16 protein-coding genes are annotated in these 17,548 nt (G+C 55.0%); 3 read left to right on the plus strand and 13 right to left on the minus strand.

From position 1 onward, the window contains the following. Window positions 1-33: 33 nt before the first annotated feature. The 13 genes from GOX75_RS18870 to GOX75_RS18930 all read right to left on the minus strand — a co-directional run bounded on the left by GOX75_RS18870 (window position 34) and on the right by GOX75_RS18930 (window position 15,074). A complete protein-coding gene (locus GOX75_RS18870) occupies window positions 34-1,329 on the minus strand; it encodes a hypothetical protein (protein WP_171125713.1) in 1,296 nt (431 codons plus the stop codon). A 41-nt stretch (window positions 1,330-1,370) separates the two neighbouring features. Further along, window positions 1,371-2,675 carry a TfuA-like protein gene (locus GOX75_RS18875; protein WP_171125714.1) on the minus strand — a complete coding sequence of 435 codons (1,305 nt, stop codon included), beginning with the start codon at window positions 2,673-2,675 and terminating at the stop codon, window positions 1,371-1,373. Beyond that, window positions 2,672-3,877, minus strand: a complete 1,206-nt coding sequence (locus GOX75_RS18880; RefSeq protein ID WP_171125716.1) for a YcaO-like family protein — start codon at window positions 3,875-3,877, stop codon at window positions 2,672-2,674. Before GOX75_RS18880 ends, GOX75_RS18875 begins: the two co-directional genes overlap by 4 nt. A gap of 202 nt (window positions 3,878-4,079) precedes the next feature. Beyond that, window positions 4,080-6,287, minus strand: a complete 2,208-nt coding sequence (locus GOX75_RS18885) for a PAS-domain containing protein (protein WP_171125718.1) — start codon at window positions 6,285-6,287, stop codon at window positions 4,080-4,082. After that, window positions 6,268-7,458, minus strand: coding sequence for an FIST N-terminal domain-containing protein (locus GOX75_RS18890; RefSeq protein ID WP_171125720.1), 1,191 nt, complete (start codon window positions 7,456-7,458; stop codon window positions 6,268-6,270). Before GOX75_RS18890 ends, GOX75_RS18885 begins: the two co-directional genes overlap by 20 nt. A 43-nt stretch (window positions 7,459-7,501) precedes the next feature. Next, window positions 7,502-8,185, minus strand: a complete 684-nt coding sequence (locus GOX75_RS18895; RefSeq protein WP_171125722.1) for a response regulator transcription factor — start codon at window positions 8,183-8,185, stop codon at window positions 7,502-7,504. 139 nt (window positions 8,186-8,324) lie between these two features. After that, the gene (locus tag GOX75_RS18900) at window positions 8,325-10,091 is read right to left on the minus strand and encodes a PQQ-dependent methanol/ethanol family dehydrogenase (protein ID WP_171125724.1); all 1,767 of its coding nucleotides are present in this window, start codon (window positions 10,089-10,091) and stop codon (window positions 8,325-8,327) included. Window positions 10,092-10,345: 254 nt separating this feature from the next. Continuing rightward, complete coding sequence (locus GOX75_RS18905; RefSeq protein ID WP_171125726.1) at window positions 10,346-10,885, minus strand: sel1 repeat family protein; 540 nt, start codon at window positions 10,883-10,885, stop codon at window positions 10,346-10,348. A 76-nt stretch (window positions 10,886-10,961) separates the two neighbouring features. Then, the gene (locus GOX75_RS18910) at window positions 10,962-11,753 is read right to left on the minus strand and encodes an ABC transporter permease (RefSeq protein ID WP_171125728.1); all 792 of its coding nucleotides are present in this window, start codon (window positions 11,751-11,753) and stop codon (window positions 10,962-10,964) included. Next, window positions 11,750-12,469, minus strand: coding sequence for an ABC transporter ATP-binding protein (locus GOX75_RS18915; protein ID WP_171125731.1), 720 nt, complete (start codon window positions 12,467-12,469; stop codon window positions 11,750-11,752). The genes GOX75_RS18910 and GOX75_RS18915 overlap by 4 nt, the downstream gene beginning before the upstream one ends. After that, window positions 12,466-12,918, minus strand: a complete 453-nt coding sequence (locus GOX75_RS18920) for a hypothetical protein (RefSeq protein WP_171125732.1) — start codon at window positions 12,916-12,918, stop codon at window positions 12,466-12,468. Before GOX75_RS18920 ends, GOX75_RS18915 begins: the two co-directional genes overlap by 4 nt. Before the next feature lie 21 nt (window positions 12,919-12,939). Further along, window positions 12,940-13,902 carry a YVTN family beta-propeller repeat protein gene (locus tag GOX75_RS18925; protein ID WP_171125734.1) on the minus strand — a complete coding sequence of 321 codons (963 nt, stop codon included), beginning with the start codon at window positions 13,900-13,902 and terminating at the stop codon, window positions 12,940-12,942. A 5-nt stretch (window positions 13,903-13,907) separates the two neighbouring features. Then, window positions 13,908-15,074, minus strand: coding sequence for an ABC transporter substrate-binding protein (locus GOX75_RS18930; RefSeq protein ID WP_171125764.1), 1,167 nt, complete (start codon window positions 15,072-15,074; stop codon window positions 13,908-13,910). A gap of 159 nt (window positions 15,075-15,233) precedes the next feature. Here GOX75_RS18930 and pedF point away from each other — a divergent pair, with 159 nt between their 5' ends. The 3 genes from pedF (at window position 15,234) to GOX75_RS18945 (ending at window position 17,457) form a co-directional block, all read left to right on the plus strand. Next, window positions 15,234-15,914, plus strand: a complete 681-nt coding sequence (pedF, locus tag GOX75_RS18935; protein WP_171125736.1) for a cytochrome c-550 PedF — start codon at window positions 15,234-15,236, stop codon at window positions 15,912-15,914. 17 nt (window positions 15,915-15,931) lie between these two features. Continuing rightward, window positions 15,932-16,828, plus strand: a complete 897-nt coding sequence (locus tag GOX75_RS18940; RefSeq protein ID WP_171125738.1) for an ABC transporter substrate-binding protein — start codon at window positions 15,932-15,934, stop codon at window positions 16,826-16,828. 71 nt (window positions 16,829-16,899) lie between these two features. Continuing rightward, window positions 16,900-17,457 carry a CoxG family protein gene (locus tag GOX75_RS18945; protein WP_171125740.1) on the plus strand — a complete coding sequence of 186 codons (558 nt, stop codon included), beginning with the start codon at window positions 16,900-16,902 and terminating at the stop codon, window positions 17,455-17,457. The last annotated feature ends 91 nt before the right edge of the window (window positions 17,458-17,548 follow it).

The following is a 17,548-nucleotide window of genomic DNA, read 5'->3' on the forward strand; positions in this document are numbered from 1 at the left end:
TAAAACCACTTCAAAATAAAGGATTTTTGACCGCTATCCGGGAACTTGCGTGCGGACAGAATTGGCGTGGCTGTCTTCGTCAGGATCAGGCAACTGCGGCCCTGCGGTTGCCACGCCAATATCACGCATTCTGAAGTTACCTTGAATGATGCGCTGAAAGGCACCGCCGGTGATTTCCTGATCCACGGCCAGCAAAGCTTTTTCAACCCCGAAGTAGCTGAGCATATCAGCGTCCAGCCGTTCCCACGCATCTGCAAGATAGGTGCCCAAAAAATCCCGCGCCTCAAGCAGCGCGATACGAAACCCATCGGGGTTCTCAGCGTAACGGGTATCAAAAATATCCTGCATCACGGCGCTGTAGTCAGAGGAATCTTCCAACTGATCAGACAGGTCTTCTTCTTCGGGCGTTATCAGGCCGTGCAGCAGCAATCGTTCATGGTAAATATCCACGAAGATATCGAACATAGCTCCGGTCAATGGCTCAGACAGGTCATGCTCACTGGACCAGCCAGACGCAAATTCGGACAGAGACCGGTTATTGGCGGCCGTTCGTATCTGAGCGTTTTCCGAAAGTTCCGCAAATCGGTTTAGCCGATTGAACGTGTAAAGGTTGCCCCGCGTGTTCTTCAGCAACGTGTCCACGACCGATCCAAAATGTAAGGACGCGAGAAGCGCAACCATGTCCGCAGCAGATTCGTGGAATCCGTAATACTCGCCCCCGGCATCGCCATCGGTTGGCATTCCGATCACGCTGTAGATGATTGCGTGACCGATTTCATGAGCGACAACGTCGAAGTTCAGGCTGTATGGGCGATATTCATCCCCATGTTCCCGCGTGCCACCGGTTTCAAGGAACCCCCAGCCGATATGTGCGTTATCCAAACTAGGCAGAAGCGACAATTCCAGCCGATCAAAATCGCGCGCGAAATGCCACGGTATGGGGCGATCGAAATACCCTTGCCAGACGTCCATGGTGAAATGAGCAGACCCAAAGAGATGCGCCGCCTCAAAGGCCGGGTCTGATGGGTCAATATGGATGAAATTCCCAAACTCATCGGGCATCGCGGGGGGATGGAAATATCCATCCCAGGGCGGCAGGTACATGCCCGGTCCGTTTGGTCCGGGGACGATTGCGCCATATGGCGTCGTTTTACCAACCGGATTGACCGTATACATCCTTGGGCCCGATGGGCCCGGTCCGATGCTTCCTTGCGGTGCCGAAATCTCGACCAATTCCAGTTGGGCATCCGGTTCCAGAAACGGAGATTGGGGAAACAGCAAAAACCGGGTGCCGGGTTCTTCGGCGTCGCTGTAGTCTGGCAAATCCATCAAGCGCCCTCCTGTGTCCGGTCGACGACCCCTTAACGGTCTTAGGCCGTTGATCCGGTATCACTATGGCAATACAAAAACTCTGCTTCTATCAAATCATAAAGAGCATCCCGCCCGGACAAGCCAAGCGAAACTGCGTAGGATTCAAGATCATCTGGCACATCGCGGTCAAGGTTTGTTTCAAAAAACCAGATCAGCATATGCAACCGATCTGCACTGATCTTGCGATCAGAGGGGGCGACCAGTTGGGTCTTTTTATCGGCACGGTCACGCAAATCCGCATAGCGCCCGCTGCGTTTTAGCTCGGTCAGCAGGGGGGCATTCAGCCGGGTGCTACGGGCTTCGGTCACCGCATCAATCTGTGCAGCTCCGGTTAGCATCGCTTCGTACAGTTCCGGGTTCAGGTCGTTGGTGCGCAGCCACTGCATCAAGTCAGCCTTGCGGGACAGCCCGGCGTTGTTGCGATGGTCCGACATGTGCGTCAGCAAAACCTCACGGTCGGGGCTGTGTTCAATCCGATCGGCCTCTTCCTGCGCCAGAAGTCTCAGAACTGCGCGGGCGCGCAGATCGAAATACAGTTCTGGCGTCAGGCGTAGTTCATCAATCACCGCATCGCCTTCGGTGGCTTCCGCATCAATACGGTTGCGCAGGGTTTTCCAAACCAATGTCCGTTCGGCACGCACGGTTGAGGTCTGCGGGGCAGGGGGATCGCTTAGATAGTCGAACATCATTCTCAGCATGGCTTTGGCGTCTTCCGCTTTGGCGTCAACCTGGCCCTTTGGCAGCCATTTGAAAAAATCTTCGGTCCCGGCGTGTTCCGTAACCGCGTTTTCGATATCAGGCCAATTGCGGTCCCGGTAATGGATGGACTTGGCCGCATCTATGATTCTTGCGGCGGTTTCAGGTTCGATGACCCCAACGGTTTCAGCCCGGGAAACCGAGGCACGGACCGAAACCATAGGTACACTCAGGGACTGGTATCCAAGCTCTGCCGGGCTATGGACAACCGCGACCTCGTCATCATCCTGCAAAACACCTGCGACATAGTCCTCAAAAATCTGGCCAACGCCGATCATCCCGAAGTCAGCAAGTTCGGCAGCCCTAAGAGCGCCCATGCTGGCGCTGCCAAACACCGGAATTCCTTGTTCAAGCGCCCAAAGAATCTCCTTGTGCCAGACCGAGGGGACGCCCTCAAAATACCCATCAATGATACCGATGGCACTTGGGCGGTCTTTGGCGACCCGATAAACGTCGCCTTGCCGGACAGGGGGCAGTATTCTGACCTCGGGAAACTCATCCAGCGCATCACGGGGCAGGGTAGGGCCTACGAAGACGGCGAGACTCATGCCCGGTCTTTCATAGCAGCCACGGCTCTTGCGCCAGGAACATAGTCTGGGTCGTCGTGCGGTGCCTCAAGCCCCGGCACGACAGCACGAACGACAGCGATGTCCAGTTCAGGGCGCGAAAGGTCAACACAGACGGCTTGTGAAAGGCCAACAGAACCCAGTTGACCAAGAATTAACGTGAGGTCTTCGTCAAATGAGCTGGTGGTATAGGACGGACAATCCGCGAACGCCTGACTTGGATCGGCGCGTTCAATAAGGTCCCGCACATATTGGCTGCGATCCGACTGGGCCTGATCCGTGAACTCAACCGGGTCCAGATCATCCCTTGCACCCGAGATATACGTCAGCCTTGTCTGCGCGGCCTCGGTCAATGCGCGCAAAAGGGCGATGGAACTGTCTGGGTGGCACCCGTCGCCAATTCCAATGTGGCCATTCTGCGCACCAGATTCACAGATCACACAACGGAAACTGGCGATCCCAATATCTGACGTCGTATTCCATATTCCAACCTTTAAGCCCGCAGCGGTGAACATTCCAAGGGCACTTTTACAGCGTTTGTCGTCAATCGTTTCGTGATCCAGTCGGTTTTCCGCAGTTTTGTGGTGCCAAAGAGTTGTCGCATCCCGTTCGATCAATTCGCAAATCGCGTGACATCTTGCTTCGGTTACGTTGTTGCCCGACGCCAACCCATTCGTGGTTCGCGGAAACGCACCTTGCCCGGCGCTGGGTGGTGCGGTGTAGTCCGTATCGACCATTTCCAAGGGGACCCAACAGTTGAGCTTGCCGTTCAACTCCTGTCCCTGAACCCATAACATATTGCGGTTTGGGTCAAATTTCCCGCAGGTGACGCGCGGAAGGCGTTCGACATCCACAACAAGATCATCCGCGCACAAATCGGAATAACGCGCCAGACGCTGTGGCAATTGCAGACGCTCGGCATGCCAGGCCTCGATAGCCTCCATTACGCCAGAGGCTTGAGCAGCCTCCAGCGACAGCCCCTTGCCCAGCGAAACGGCGACTGAGCGCGAGTTCGGGCGCGACACCATCACGGTCGGAAGCCCGATCCTGTCCAGCCCCGTCAAATTAGCGATCCGAGTGATCCCCATTTCCTTTAGGTATGGCTTAACAATACCCAGTGTCTGTTGCGGGTCGCGTGAGCGATGCGTGTCCACCAAATACTGTTTCTGCGAGGTTTTTGGCATGTGGCGGACCCTAATCAGAACAACTTTAAGAATGACACATCGCGGAAATCAACGTTAGATCAGGATGGTAGATGAATCCTTTTGGGTCAACCGATGGAAACGTATCGGTGAGCTGAGTAGCCGGGAATTATTTAACATAACCCATATTATGCCTAAAAACATCAGCCAACGCCCCTATCCTCACAATGTAAGGAGACGCGGTTCAAGTATCGCGCGCACTTTCAAGAACTGACTTTAGGCTTAGCGCGTCAATCGGCTTATGGAGCAAAGAATACTCTTCTGCATTGCACACCTGCGTCAATTCCGCTGACCGGTTTGCAGAGATAATACACGCAGGCAAATCTCCGAACTCATTAATCAATGCACGAACGGCGTCAGTTCCCTTCAAGTCGTGATCCAACTGATAGTCCGCCACGATTATGTCCGGTAAAATGCCGATCTCTCGCAGAAGGTTGGTAGCCTGTTGTTCGCTTGCACATTCCAGGACCTGGACGCCCCAAGACTCCATTGTCATCGTCAGGGCACCGCGCAAATTCTCATCGTTCTCGATCAGCAATGTAACGGTGCTAGCCAGGGTATTGGTGTCCGTTGCCTGCTTATTGATCGAGGCATCCGGCGCAGTGCTTTCTGACGTAGCAAGCGGAACCTCTACCGAAAACATGGTGCCTTGTCCGACCTGCGAGGACAACTTGATCGGGTGTTTAAGCAATCCGCAGGCTCTTTCAACTATGGCCAGGCCCAACCCCATCCCTTCGGCGGCACTCGCGTCAGAGTCCAGTCGCTGAAACTCCTGAAAGACAATGTCGCGCTGTTCAGTAGGAATACCAATGCCCGTGTCCCAAACCTCGATCGCAATTGATGTCTTGCGACGGCGCGCACCAACCAAAACCCTCCCCTTCTCGGTGTATCGGATAGCATTTGACAGAAGGTTCTGGAGAATGCGTCGAAGATAGCTGGCGTCACTTCGTACAAGGGCATCGGTATGCACAAAGCGCAACTCCAACCCCTTGGCCTGAGCGACAGGTCTGAATGAGTCTTCAAGCTGTGAGAAAATGTCGTTGACCGAAAGCGTAGACAAATGAACCGTGGCGCGTCCGGAATCCAGCTTTGAGATATCAAGCAATGCCTCAAGGATATGTTCCACACTGCTTAACGCGCTTTCGGCTTTGGCGGCGACGTTCTGGGCGTCATCTTCGCTCAACCCGCTGCCAAGGGTGGCGACGTACAGCTTCGCTGCCGACAAAGGTTGCAACAAGTCATGGCTTGCCGCCGCGACAAACCGCGATTTTGAGGAATTCGCCCGCTCTGCTTCGTTCAGGGCGTCAGCAAGTTCCTCGGTTCGCGATGCAACTCTCTGCTCAAGCAATTCCTTCGCTTCATATAAAGCTTGGGCTGACCTGTGTTCCGCCGTGACATCCGTGAACGATATAACGAACCCACGATCCGGCATTTCCTGCGCAAATACGGACAGGATTTTGAAACGCCCCGAATGCATCTGGAATTTCAGGGGTGGTCGTTCCGTCTCGCGGTTCACCCAAGCCATAAGATCGGTGGCGCTGACTCCGTCTGCGAATCTGATCGTCGCACTCAACCGGTCAAACAGAGTTTTGAACTGCGCACCCATCTGGAACTGGGCGTTGGGTATGGCCAGCAATTCACTGGCACGGTTGTTCCACCCGATCAGGCGTAACTTGCTGTCAAATATACAGACGCCCTGATCAATATGCTCCAGCGTTGCTCGGATCAGACTGGCCTTGTCGTCCAGTATCCGGTCCCTCTCCTGCCGCTCGATCCGCATGATATCCGTGACGTCGGTCTGCAAGATAACGGTTCCACCGTCAGGCGTCCGATGCTCGGAAATCTGCGTCCAACGGTTGCCGTTCAGGCGTACGTTAAAGACGACGTGGTCATCGGCGTGGCGCGTCATGCGCCGCTGAACCCAATCCTGTGGCGAAACCGCTTCGGGCAATGACAGAAATTTGGACTGGCTCGCCAGTTCGACATACTGAGTGAAATGAAGGCCAGGCACCAAATGACCCTGAATGTCGGGCATATGCATACCGAAACGGCTGTTACACAGAACAAGTTCCTCGTCCAGGTTGAACAGCGCGAACCCTTCCTGAACGGTTTCGATTGCATTGGCCAGATCAGCCCGTGCGGCTTCAGTTTCCTGGTTAGCCTGCGCAAGCCGCGCATTGGAATCGTTCAACAACTCCAGAGCGCGCTCCAAATCCAACGTACGCGCCCGGACTTCCTGTTCAAGCGTTGCAGCGCGCTGAAACTGCGCGTAGGCGGCGCCGCTAGCATCGGTCGATTCCTCGACCCGCCGCATCAAGGCGGCTGCTATCTTAAGAAGCTTTTCGTTCTGAAGATCCAACGGATCCTGAGGATTAATCAGGGTTTCGATCATGCTGCGCATCTTCCGGGGGGTAAATGGCCACTCCGGTCAGGGTCTGGTTTACGTGAATCGAATTGAATTGTTCGCCATAGGTGGAAAATCCGACCACACGATTGTCAGACAAAATTTTGGACAAATTGCTCGTCATCTGTTTTTCCTGCGCCTCAAGCCTGCGCAGAAGGCAGTCACACCCAAGTATCGCATCGGGCTGTTCTTGTTGCGTCAATGCCGCAAGCTCCTGCTCGAGATGGGTTGCCATATTCATAGGCTCGGCCATCGTCAGAACAAGCCCCTCATCGATCGCTGAAAAGAACACGAGATCACCGTTTTCATCAACGCGCTGAATGGCGCGCACATGATGCTGGCCGCCAATCTGAACAACAACGGGATGTGCGGCGAACGTAAAAGTATTCAACTGCTCAGGGTCTTTTCCCAATATTCTTGCATATTCACGGGCAGCCGGTTCCGCGTTGATTTCACGAACGATCCGATTGGCAGGGTCCGCATCGGTGACCACCATGCGCTGTGACGTGGGCACAAGGTGATCCGTCTTGAATACCTTGATCGGACAGCTTGTCCGCACCTGGGTCAGAACAGCCGCATTTTCACGCGCAAGGCCGTCCTGCAGAACGAATGTGTTACCAAATTGCGTCCCATCCCCGGCCGACCCGCCAAACAACGGCACCGGCCCCAAACCCACAGCCAACTCAGAGGTCAGGGCATCTTCCTTGGTCGATAATCCGTCGATCAGCAAAAATGTGAATTCGTGATGCCAGTCGGGGTCTGCTTCCGTCATCTCATTTCTGTTTCGGATCATCTCATGAATGATGTCCTGAGCGGAAAAATCGTTGAGATCCGGCACCAGGATCGTTCGAACCGCGAAATGAGACGCAGGCAAGCCAATCGCAACAATCTGTTCTTCCGTATAGCCCTGCCCGGCCAACTCGCCTGCAGTTGTGCAACCAATCACAGGCGCAGGCGCAAAGGCCGAAGCAGCTTCGGCAATTACGGACGCTGCATCTGCTTTTGAAGTCACAAACAGAACAACAAGCGCGTGCTCGCTTCCCCCGAGCGCAGACGCAAGCTGAGTAATCGCATCATCCGCATCATAGTGCGCAAATGCCGTCTTCACGATGCCTGGCTCACGGGTATGGGTCTCGGCCCACCCGACTGCTTGATCCATCGGGCCTCCTCCCTAAAGCACGACGAGATTTGAAGATATTAAGTTAGCCCTGCTCTTGCAAGACGCTGGCAAAAGACGCTTTCTTGGCAATCAGAACCGCCTGGGTTCGGCTTTGAACACCCAATTTCCGCATGATTGCAGTAACATGCGCCTTGACGGTCGTTTCAGCTATGGAAAGGTCATAGGCAATCTGCTTGTTCAACTTACCCTCACAGATCAGTTGAAGGATACGCGATTGCTGATTGGTTAACGTAGCCAGACGACCAACGGCGTCGCTTTGTTCATTCTCGTCGTCCGGATTGATCAGCACACATCCTTCGGGCAGAAACACATTACCTGCGTGCACGGTTTCGAACGCGGTGCGGAAGACATCCCGCTGGCTGTGTTTCGGAACGTAACCCGACGCGCCGGCGTGAATCACTTGGCTGATCACCCTGTTGTCGGTCATTGACGACACGACGATTACAGGCGCATTCGCCACCGCCTTTAGACGAATTAAGCCGTCTAACCCGTCAACATCTGGCAAGTTCAAGTCAAGCAAAACTGCATCCGGCTTTAATCCACCTTTGACAAGCTCCAAAGCTTGTTCAAGCCGGTCGGCTGTATGCACTTCACCGATATGTGCGACGCTTTGCAATGTCATCGAGAGTGCATCGCAAAACAAAGGGTGATCATCGATGATCAAAACGATTTCGAAATCACTCTGTCCAGCGGTATTTGCAAGCATAGGAAATGGCCTTTGCAAAAAGTTGACCCAATTTAGCAAATCCTAGCAACTGAAAGGAAGGTCGCCTACTGGCGGAAGGTCGTAATAAAAAAACGCGCGCCCGGATCAGGCGCGCGTTCAGAATACATCTGGTTTCGGATCAGTTCGCCGACGCCAGTTCTTTAGGCAGTTTGAAGGTCCACAAGGTACCACCCTGGTTCAGATAGTTGACCTTCTTGGCCACCTCGCCGCCCCACAGTGGAACCGCGCCGCCCCAACCGGAAATGATTGAGACATACTGCTCTCCGTCCTGTTCCCAAGTCACTGGCTGGCCAACGATGCCGGACCCGGTCTGGAACGACCACAGCTTCTCGCCGGTTTCGTCATCCAGCGCAATGAACTCGCCTTCAGGGGTGCCGAAGAACACAAGCCCGCCAGCAGTGGTCATCACACCAGACCACAGCGGAGCGTCGTTCTTGTATTCCCACTTCCACTCGCCGGTATCGGGGTCGATCGCCTTGAGCGAGCCGATGTGATCTTCATAGTTCGGCTTGATGGTAAAACCCGCACCCAGATAGGCAGCGCCTTTCTTGTAGGTGATCGGCTCGTTCCAGATATCCATGCCCCATTCGTTCGAAGGCACATAGAAATTGCCGGTATTCTGCGAGAACGCCATCGGCATCCAGTTCTTGCCGCCCAAGAAGGATGGCGAGGCAAAGATCACCTCACCCTTCTTGCCGTCCGCAGCCGAGGCAGGATCACCGGGGCGGTTTTCTTCGACAAAGATCGGACGACCGGTTTCATCCACGCCCGTTGACCAGGTGATGTCCTTGACGAATGGCGTGGCCGAAACAAAAGCGCCGTCTTCACGGTTCAGGACATAGAAATACCCGTTCCGGTCGGCGGTGGCATAGCGCTTGTTCCCCTCACGGTCTGTATAGGCGACGACCTCGTTCACGCCGTCATAGTCCCAACCCTCGCGCGGGGTGGTCTGGAAATGCCATTTGATGTCGCCGGTTTTCGGGTCGATCCCGATGCGGCTGGCAGCATAGAGGTTGTCACCCTTGTTGCCCTCGGTCGGTGTACCTGCATCGCGCAGCCAGCTATTCCACGGGGCCGGGTTGCCTGCGCCAAAGACCAGCGTATCGGTATCCGCGTCATAAGATCCGCCCAGCCAGGTCGCGCCGCCACCGGTCTTCCACATGTCGCCGGGCCATGTCGCGTTCAGCTCACCGGTCATGGTGCTTTCTTCGCCGTTCAGCGTGCCCATGTGACCTTCGATCACTGGACGTTCCCAAACCAGATCGCCGGTATTGACGTCCCGCGCCTGAACCGCGCCAACGATGCCGAACTCACCACCCGAGTTGCCGGTGATGACCAGCCCGTCCACGATCAGCGGAGCCGCCGTATAGGAATAGCCCGCTTTGTAGTCTGCGATCTTGTCGCGCCAGACCACATCGCCCGTGTCTTTGTTCAGCGCCACAATCCGCGCGTCCAGCGTGCCAAAAATGACCTTGTCGCCATAGATGGCAGCACCCCGGTTGACCACGTCGCAGCAGGGCAGAATGCCTTCGGGCAGGCGGGCGTCGTATTGCCAGACCTCTTTGCCGGTCTGCAGATCAATCGCATAAAGGCGCGAGTATGACCCGGTGATATACATCATCCCGTCATAGATCAGCGGCTGTGTCTCTTGGCCGCGCTGCTTTTCGCCGCCGAGGCTGAAGGCCCAGGCCGGAAGCAGGTTCTTGACGTTATCCTTGTTCAAGGTGTCCAGCGGGCTGTAACGCTGCAAATGACGGCCCATGCCGTTGGTTACAACCTGAGTGGTGATCGTTTGATCATTGGCCAGATCGTCTTCGGTAACTTCTGCATAGGCTGCGCCGGTTGCGATAATGCTTGCGGCGGCGGCCATGATAAACCGGTTCATCGGTGTCCTCCCTAGACTTATGTCTTTCCTCAGCGCCGAATCTCCGACAAATCGGGATTGCTGGCGAAGGTATTATTCTCGGGCAGGCGCTTTGGTGAAATTGCACAATGGTCGTAGGGCGCGTTTTGTGGATTTCAACAGGCTCAAAACTTTTCTCATGGGGCAAATGTCTATCTGGAAAAGCTTGAATCAGGCCTCTCCGGGGTTACATTTCTGTGTTTTCTTTAAATTCAATATATTAAACAAAAACACACTTAGAATAGCGGTGCGTATTTCCACTCGTCTGCGTCGGGGGTAACTTCGTTCGGATCATAGCCCGAATTCTGAAGGCGCTTCGCTATTTTCAAACCGTCTTCCGCAGCCTCATCCACGTAAGCGCGGCCCAATTCGGGGTTTATTGCGACACCGTGACCCCGCAAAAGATTCAGCCCGTAGTTGAACTTGCCAACGGGATCGCCCAAGTCAGCGGCTCGTTTGTCCCAAGCTGCCGCAGCGTCCGGGTCGTAAGGACCACCCAGCCCGTTATTGTCCAACTGCCCCATCCAAGTCATCGCGCTGGTATACCCGGCATTAGCGCAGCTTTCGAACAGCTTGCGCGCCATCTCGTGACGGCCGGATTTGGTGATGTAATAGCCGGTTGCGCAGGTCGTCATATCGGTGACGCCATTGTCAATATTGCTCATGACCCGACCAAAGCCCGTGTCCTGCGGGTTTAGCGTGCCGAACTCATCCTCGACCGTCTGGGCCGAGGCGGCCGCGCCCAGAAACAGCAAAGCAATTGCGATACGGATCATGACAGAACCCTCCGATTGCCGGGCATTATAGCGCATCCCAAAGGTCATTTCACTTGTGTTGTGGTCGTAGAAAACGTCAGCCAGCCTTGCGCTTCATTCCGCGAGATGGGTCATAGCCCCACAGCGCCAGACCCAGAAACACAAGCCCAGCAAGTACAGTCCAGGCAAATGCGGTGGCATTGAATTGTCCGTAAAGCGCAAATCTGATCAGTTCAACGGCATGGGTGAAAGGGTTGAGGGCACAGATATCCCTAAGCAAAGCTGAACTTTCAGCCATTTTCCATAGCGGATAGAGAGCGGAAGACAGGAAAAACATCGGAAAGATGACAAAGTTCATCACCCCCGCAAAATTCTCAAGCTGCCGGATTGCCGAAGATAGGGCCAACCCAAGGGCACCCAGCATCAGCCCTCCGACAATCAAAGCCGGAAAGGCATAGATGTATCCATTCCACGGCATGTCGATTCCATAGATCGCGGCCACCGCCAGAAAAGTATAGACCTGTAAGATCGAAATCGTCGTGCTGGCAAGCAACCGGCAGAACAACAACCACCATCGCGGCAACGGGCTGGTCAAAAGCAAACGCATCGAACCCATTTCGCGGTCGTAAACAAGACTCAGAGAGCTTTGCATCCCGTTGAACAGCAGGATCATCCCGCACAAGCCCGGCACGATGTAAATCTCGTAGGTGATGTAGGTCTGATACGGCGGCGTGATCGAAAGCCCCAAAGCCGCGCGAAACCCGGCGGCAAAAACAATCAGCCAGACCAATGGGCGTATCAATGCTGCGATGAACCGGCTGCGCTGTCGAACAAAACGCAAGGCCTCGCGCAACAGGATTGCCCAAAGTGCGATCAAGCCAGCCTTCATGCCACGGCCCCAGTCATCGACAAGAAAACGTCCTTCAAAGGCGCGCCATTCGTAATTTCTTGGCTTGAACCCTGTTGCAAAAGGCGTCCTTTGTGAAGGATGGCGACCTGATCATCCGTGGAAATCTCATCTGTCAGATGCGTGGCCCATAATACGGTCATGCCTTCCTGCGCGGACAGGTCATGAACGTGTTTGGTGATCGCGGTTCGGGCGGCAGCATCCAACCCGACAGTTGGCTCGTCCAGCAACAAAACGGATGGCGAATGGATCAGGCACCGGGCGATTTCCAGCCTTCGGCGGTGCCCCCCGTTAAGATCGCGCGCACGTTCCCCAATGCGTTCTGCCATGTCCAGTCGCTCTAACGCGGCTTCGATACGGCTTTCGGCTTCTCGGCCTGATAACCCATGAAGAGCCGCAAAATAGCTGAGGTTTCGGCGGACGGTCAGATCCAAATCCAGAGTGGGCTGCTGAAAGACTACACCAACCTGAGCCAAAGCTTGACGCGGGTGTTTCGAAATGTCGAAACCCGCAATCTCGATCATCCCGCCACTTGTGGTCATCAAACGCGTCAAAAGGGAAAACAAGGTTGATTTCCCAGCACCGTTTGGCCCCAGTAACGCACAAAACGCGCCTAGGGGAACGTGAAAGCTCACATCATCCAAAGCGTGCTTTTCGCCATAGGCGTAGCTGACATTTCGGACCGAAAGCCCCGTCACTTAATGGTAATCTCCAACCTCTGTGTTTCGCCGGTGCTGCCCGGCACTTTCAGATAGTAGCTGCCAGGTTTGATAGCGACAAAACCTATTTCCATCTCACCGGCTTCGTCAAACTCGATTGAATCAACACCAAGCGGTCGGATCTCAAGCCCCTCGACCACGATTTCGTCGACCCAGATTGCCCTAAAGAACTCGGGCCCGACAATAGCCAGTTCCTGACTGCCGTCGCCTTGAATTTCAAACTCGTAATAGGTGCCTGATTTCAGCTCCCAAGGGGCGTCTGCCAAAGGTTCCCCGGCCGACAAGATAATTGGTGGCAGGTCTTCCTTGTTCTTTGCCGAAAGCAAACCGGCAAGACCAAAGCCGTTATCGTCATCTTCATCGTCGGCCAAGGCTGTTGTCGGCAACGCCAAAGCAAACAGGGCTGCCACATGTACCAGTCGCTTCATTTCAATTTCTCCTACAATTGTTCAGTTGGTTGGGCGGAAAGCAGCGCCCCAGGGGAACCGACCAACCTTGATCGTTTTGACAGGCTCGCGCTTGGCGACATCGATCACTGTTACATCCCCTGACACACCATTCGTTGTGAACAGCAGCGACTTGTCGGCATTGAAGTCCATGTGCCAGACACGGCGGCCGACAAGGATGTAATCCTCGACTTCATAAGTTTCGGCATTAACAGCCGCGACATGGTTTGACGGCCCCAGCGCGACAAAAGCCGTTTCATCACCTTCGGACAATTCAAACCCCACGGGTTGAACGCGGTCCGGGTGGACACCTTCAACCTCGAATTTGATCTTGGCTTTTTCGGTTTGGGTTTCGACGTCAAACACGGTGATAGTGCCGCCAATCTCTGAACTCACCCACAGCTCGGTTCCGTCCTTGACGAATTCCGCGTGGCGGGGGCGTGAATCAACCAGAGTATTGGCGAAAAGCTCCTGCGTTTCGGTGTCAATCCAATGGGCCATATTGGTCGTTTCCGAGGTGGTAATTGCGATCTTCCCGTCCGGTGACACTGCCATTCCTTCGGGCTCAATCCCTACATCAATCTGTGCAATGACCTCACGGGATTCCGTATCGACAACCGTTGTAATCGCGTCATCTTCGTTTGCGATGTAAAGATGACGGTCGTTCGGATGCAGTACAAACTGTTCCGGGTCCTCACCCGAGGGCAGGTCGTGCAATATTTCACCGGTTTCCGGATCCATGACCTGTACTGCATCACTGTCAGAGGCGCAGATGTACAAAACCGAAAAATCCTTGGAGAACGTAATCCCCCGAGGACGCTCTCCGGTTTCGATGGTGCGAATTACCTCAAGCGTGTCGATATCAATAACACTGAGCGTGTCGTCCTTCTCGTTGCTGATCCAGATCTCATCCGCTGCAACAGGGGTGCAGATGGTTAGTGCGGCGGCAATTGCAGTCAGTCTCATAGAATTTACTCCTTAAACGCCTGGCACTGGCTTTCGCCCTGATCGATTCCCAGCGTGTCTAGTTCGGTGCGCTGGTGAAGGAACCCCTCGAGCGGCGCCATTGCAACCACGGCGCGATCCGTCACCAGGGGGATGGGTTGGCGCAACTGACCATTCCATGCCCGAAAGTTCATCGGGCGTCCCTTGAAACCCGCCAATTCAAAGTCATCCGACAACAAATATGACCGCAAAACAGCGGGATCAGCCGAGTTGGTACGCGTTATCGCCTCTCCCAGGGACCGGAACGCCGCCCATGCGGCATAGTCCTTGGGCATCATTGACCGTCCCGATTGATCAACAAATCTGTTCTGCATCTGGACCGCGCCCCATTGCTCGACCACGCGTGACCACGTCACTGGCTTCAGCCCTTCGGAACCGGCAACTGGTCTGGGTTCCCACGTGTTAAACGGAATATAACGGCCAAAATCGTTCAGCTCATCGGCAACCAGCAATACGTCATAATCACCGAAATCCTGCGTAAACAGGGGCACTTCTTGCGACGCATTACGCCGAAGGTCGGCATCAAAAGCCCACGTTTTTTCCGCCTTCAGCTCAAGGCGGAACTTCTGCAATGATCGCTTTAAAGCGGCCGCAAAGTCCAGATCACCAGGATGTTCACCTGTAATCAAAGCCAGATCGTCCCATCGGCGCTTTACCAGAAATTGCGCCAATGCATCGGTTCGCATCACGTCAGAAGGCAGCGTGTGCAATAGATTTGCGCGGCACTCCTCCTCTCTGATCAACACATCCGGTGCAGAAGCGTTGAATAATATGGCCGATGACGCTTCGGGCAAATCCGCGACGTCCATTTGCGCCTGCGCAGGCGCATCCAGAATCACAAAAGGTGTTTCATTCAGTGCAGTCCGCGCGGCACCCAGCCAGTCTTCGCCTTCAGGCACGGCCACGACTGTAAGTTCATACTTATGGCCGAGAAACTTCGCTGTTGTCAGATTGTCAGCCAAGCCCAGTTCAGCACCGGCCATACCCAGATCGTCAGGCAGCGGGTCGAGGTTTGACAAAACCGGCGGGCGCGGAACTTGAAGCTGCAGGTAAGTAACCGAGATTGCAATCTCGGCCAAAACCGCGCCCGGCAACATTATCAATGCCGCGACAACACTCAGACAAGTCTTCATTACCATGCCTCCTCCCAGGCAGTTCAAATAAAAAACGCCGATTTGCCTCGGTACCATTGGACCTTAGTCGCAACATTGGCCTGATCTGCAACCAAGGTCGAATTTCCCGCTGATTCCCGCTGCGCTATGACCGGGAAAAGCATCGTAAAGGAGGATAGGATGCGTCTAGTTTTCTTTAGTGCCGTTCTGGGCGCCGTCGCCGCTGGGGGCACGGCACTGGCTCATGGCGATGTCGCCCCGCAACCCGTCAACACCGACGCCCTGCCCGAGGTGGGTGACGAATGGCTGATCGAAAACCCTTACCGCGACAAGGGAGAAGAGGTGTGGCAAGCGGCGATCGCAATCGGTGATTCCGGATACAATCAGAACTGTGCGCGCTGTCACGGTCTTGGAGTGGTTTCCGGCGGTCTGGCCCCTGATCTGCGCTATCTGGAGGCCGAAGAATACGGTGACGAATGGTACGTCGAACGCTTCCGCGACGGTTACACCCAAAACGGGATCACAAAGATGCCCGCGTTCGGTGAACTACTGGGGCAGAAAGCAGCCTGGGCCATACGGACTTATATTGAAACGCGCCCCGACGACGGCGCGCTGGAAGATCACGCCGAGCGCCTGAAGGAAATCCGCGACACTCTCACCAATATGGCAGGTGGCGGAGAAGGCGACGCAGAGGCGTTGAAGTCCGAACTCAATGAGATCGCTGAAACGATCGAAACGGGTTCGGGTGCTCCGGTCGCTGACAGCGTCGCTTTGCGGGCTGCGGTTCTGATCTCGGGCGAAAACCCGGATTTTGCCGAAGCTGCCGAACAATTGACTATCGGATTGTCTGCCGCGCAATAGCGCAGCAAAGTGGGCACATGATCAAACACCTTTTCGTTTTATCCCTGTTGGCCGCAACCCTTTCCGCCGGAACGGTATCGGCCAGGTGTGAAGATCATGTGCCCCAACCTAAACCTCAGAATGCAAGCCGGGACATTGTCGGGGCCGATCTCGATACGATTGTCGAGCGCGGATATATCGAGTTCGCAGCTTACGAAGACTTTGCGCCTTGGTCCTTTGAGAAAGACGGCCAGATACAGGGCGTTGATATTGATATCGGCAAACTGATTGCCGATGACTTGGGGGTCGAGGCCAGGTTCAATCTAGTCGCCGCCGGGGAAAACCTTGAGGCCGATCTACGCAACTGGATCTGGAAAGGTCCCCTGATCAACGGGCGCGTGGCTAATGTGATGCTGCACATTCCTTACGACAGCGAATTTGCCTGCCGCGTGGAACAGGTTGTGTTCACCGGTCAGTATCACGACGAAGAAATAGCCATCGCCTATCGCAAGGATGCGTATCCTGATGACCCGCCGGTCCCTGCCTATTTCCGTTTTGACACAGTCGCGGTCGAAAATGACTCGATTGCCGATTTCTTTCTATCGGCCTTTCCGGGCGGTCAGCTTGCGCAGAATGTGCGCCGCTTTCCAACAGCAGGTCTTGCGATGGAGGCATTGGCAGCAGGCGAAACCATGGCGGCCATGGGACCACGCGCCCAGCTTGAGGCTGGTTTGACACCCGAATTGGATGTTCACACCCCGCCCCTGCCCGGCTTTGCGGTCAGCACCTGGACCAGCGGCGTGGCAGTTCACTTCGCTTATCGCGGTCTCAGCTACGCAGTGGATGACGCGATTTATGCGGCGCTTCAGGATGGCCGGATCAAGCAGATTTTTGCGGCGCACGGCCTGACGCATTCGCCACCGAAACTTCGGTGACTACACCCAAGGTCTTATAGGCACCAAGTGGATCACCGCTTAACTTAACGAAAAATACTGGAGGGAATGACATGGAACTTCATGACAGTCGCGTCATCGCGGCACCACGTTCCAAGGTCTGGGAATCTTTGTTGTCAGCCGATGTTCTGAAAGAATGTGTCCCCGGCTGCAAAGAAATGTCGGGAACGGCAGAGGATGGCTTTGCCGCTACGGTGGTACAGAAAGTCGGCCCGGTAAAGGCGACTTTCAAGGGTGAAGTGACCCTGTCTGACATGGTCAATCAGGAAAGCGTCAAGTTGTCGGGTGAAGGCAAAGGAGGGGCCGCCGGTTTTGCCAAGGGCGCCGCAGACGTCACTCTGTCCGACGTGCCGGAAGGCACGTTGCTGTCTTACAATGTCGATGCGCGTGTGGGTGGAAAGCTTGCCCAGTTAGGTGGGCGGGTCATCGACGGCGTGGCCAAGAAAATGGCCGACCAGTTCTTTGAGAACTTCCAGAATGTGGTTGAAGAAGAGCCTCAGCTCGAAACAGCAGACGCTGCGCCGCAACCCGCGGCCACGCCTGAGCCTGCTCAAGCTGACGCGCAAACCGAAGAGAAGAAAGGATGGCTCAAGCGCCTGATCGGTGGTTGAGCTGAGTATTACAGGGAGGAAAATCTGATGAAGATTTCGATGACTGTGAACGGCGTAGCTGTGAGCGGTGAGGTTGAGGGTCGGACGTTGT

Source organism: Ruegeria sp. HKCCD7251 (genome assembly GCF_013031165.1).
Classification (GTDB): domain Bacteria; phylum Pseudomonadota; class Alphaproteobacteria; order Rhodobacterales; family Rhodobacteraceae; genus Ruegeria.

What these genes read in the sequence shown, in the direction of transcription:
- GOX75_RS18875 (WP_171125714.1), bottom strand. Translation starts at nt 2,675, where the DNA reads ATGAGTCTCGCCGTCTTCGTAGGCCCTACCCTGCCCCGTGATGCGCTG.
- GOX75_RS18885 (WP_171125718.1), bottom strand. Translation starts at nt 6,287, where the DNA reads ATGATCGAAACCCTGATTAATCCTCAGGATCCGTTGGATCTTCAGAAC.
- GOX75_RS18920 (WP_171125732.1), bottom strand. Translation starts at nt 12,918, where the DNA reads ATGAAGCGACTGGTACATGTGGCAGCCCTGTTTGCTTTGGCGTTGCCG.
- GOX75_RS18890 (WP_171125720.1), bottom strand. Translation starts at nt 7,458, where the DNA reads ATGGATCAAGCAGTCGGGTGGGCCGAGACCCATACCCGTGAGCCAGGC.
- pedF (WP_171125736.1), top strand. Translation starts at nt 15,234, where the DNA reads ATGCGTCTAGTTTTCTTTAGTGCCGTTCTGGGCGCCGTCGCCGCTGGG.
- GOX75_RS18870 (WP_171125713.1), bottom strand. Translation starts at nt 1,329, where the DNA reads ATGGATTTGCCAGACTACAGCGACGCCGAAGAACCCGGCACCCGGTTT.
- GOX75_RS18930 (WP_171125764.1), bottom strand. Translation starts at nt 15,074, where the DNA reads ATGAAGACTTGTCTGAGTGTTGTCGCGGCATTGATAATGTTGCCGGGC.
- GOX75_RS18925 (WP_171125734.1), bottom strand. Translation starts at nt 13,902, where the DNA reads ATGAGACTGACTGCAATTGCCGCCGCACTAACCATCTGCACCCCTGTT.
- GOX75_RS18895 (WP_171125722.1), bottom strand. Translation starts at nt 8,185, where the DNA reads ATGCTTGCAAATACCGCTGGACAGAGTGATTTCGAAATCGTTTTGATC.
- GOX75_RS18880 (WP_171125716.1), bottom strand. Translation starts at nt 3,877, where the DNA reads ATGCCAAAAACCTCGCAGAAACAGTATTTGGTGGACACGCATCGCTCA.
- GOX75_RS18910 (WP_171125728.1), bottom strand. Translation starts at nt 11,753, where the DNA reads ATGAAGGCTGGCTTGATCGCACTTTGGGCAATCCTGTTGCGCGAGGCC.
- GOX75_RS18905 (WP_171125726.1), bottom strand. Translation starts at nt 10,885, where the DNA reads ATGATCCGTATCGCAATTGCTTTGCTGTTTCTGGGCGCGGCCGCCTCG.
- GOX75_RS18940 (WP_171125738.1), top strand. Translation starts at nt 15,932, where the DNA reads ATGATCAAACACCTTTTCGTTTTATCCCTGTTGGCCGCAACCCTTTCC.
- GOX75_RS18945 (WP_171125740.1), top strand. Translation starts at nt 16,900, where the DNA reads ATGGAACTTCATGACAGTCGCGTCATCGCGGCACCACGTTCCAAGGTC.
- GOX75_RS18900 (WP_171125724.1), bottom strand. Translation starts at nt 10,091, where the DNA reads ATGAACCGGTTTATCATGGCCGCCGCCGCAAGCATTATCGCAACCGGC.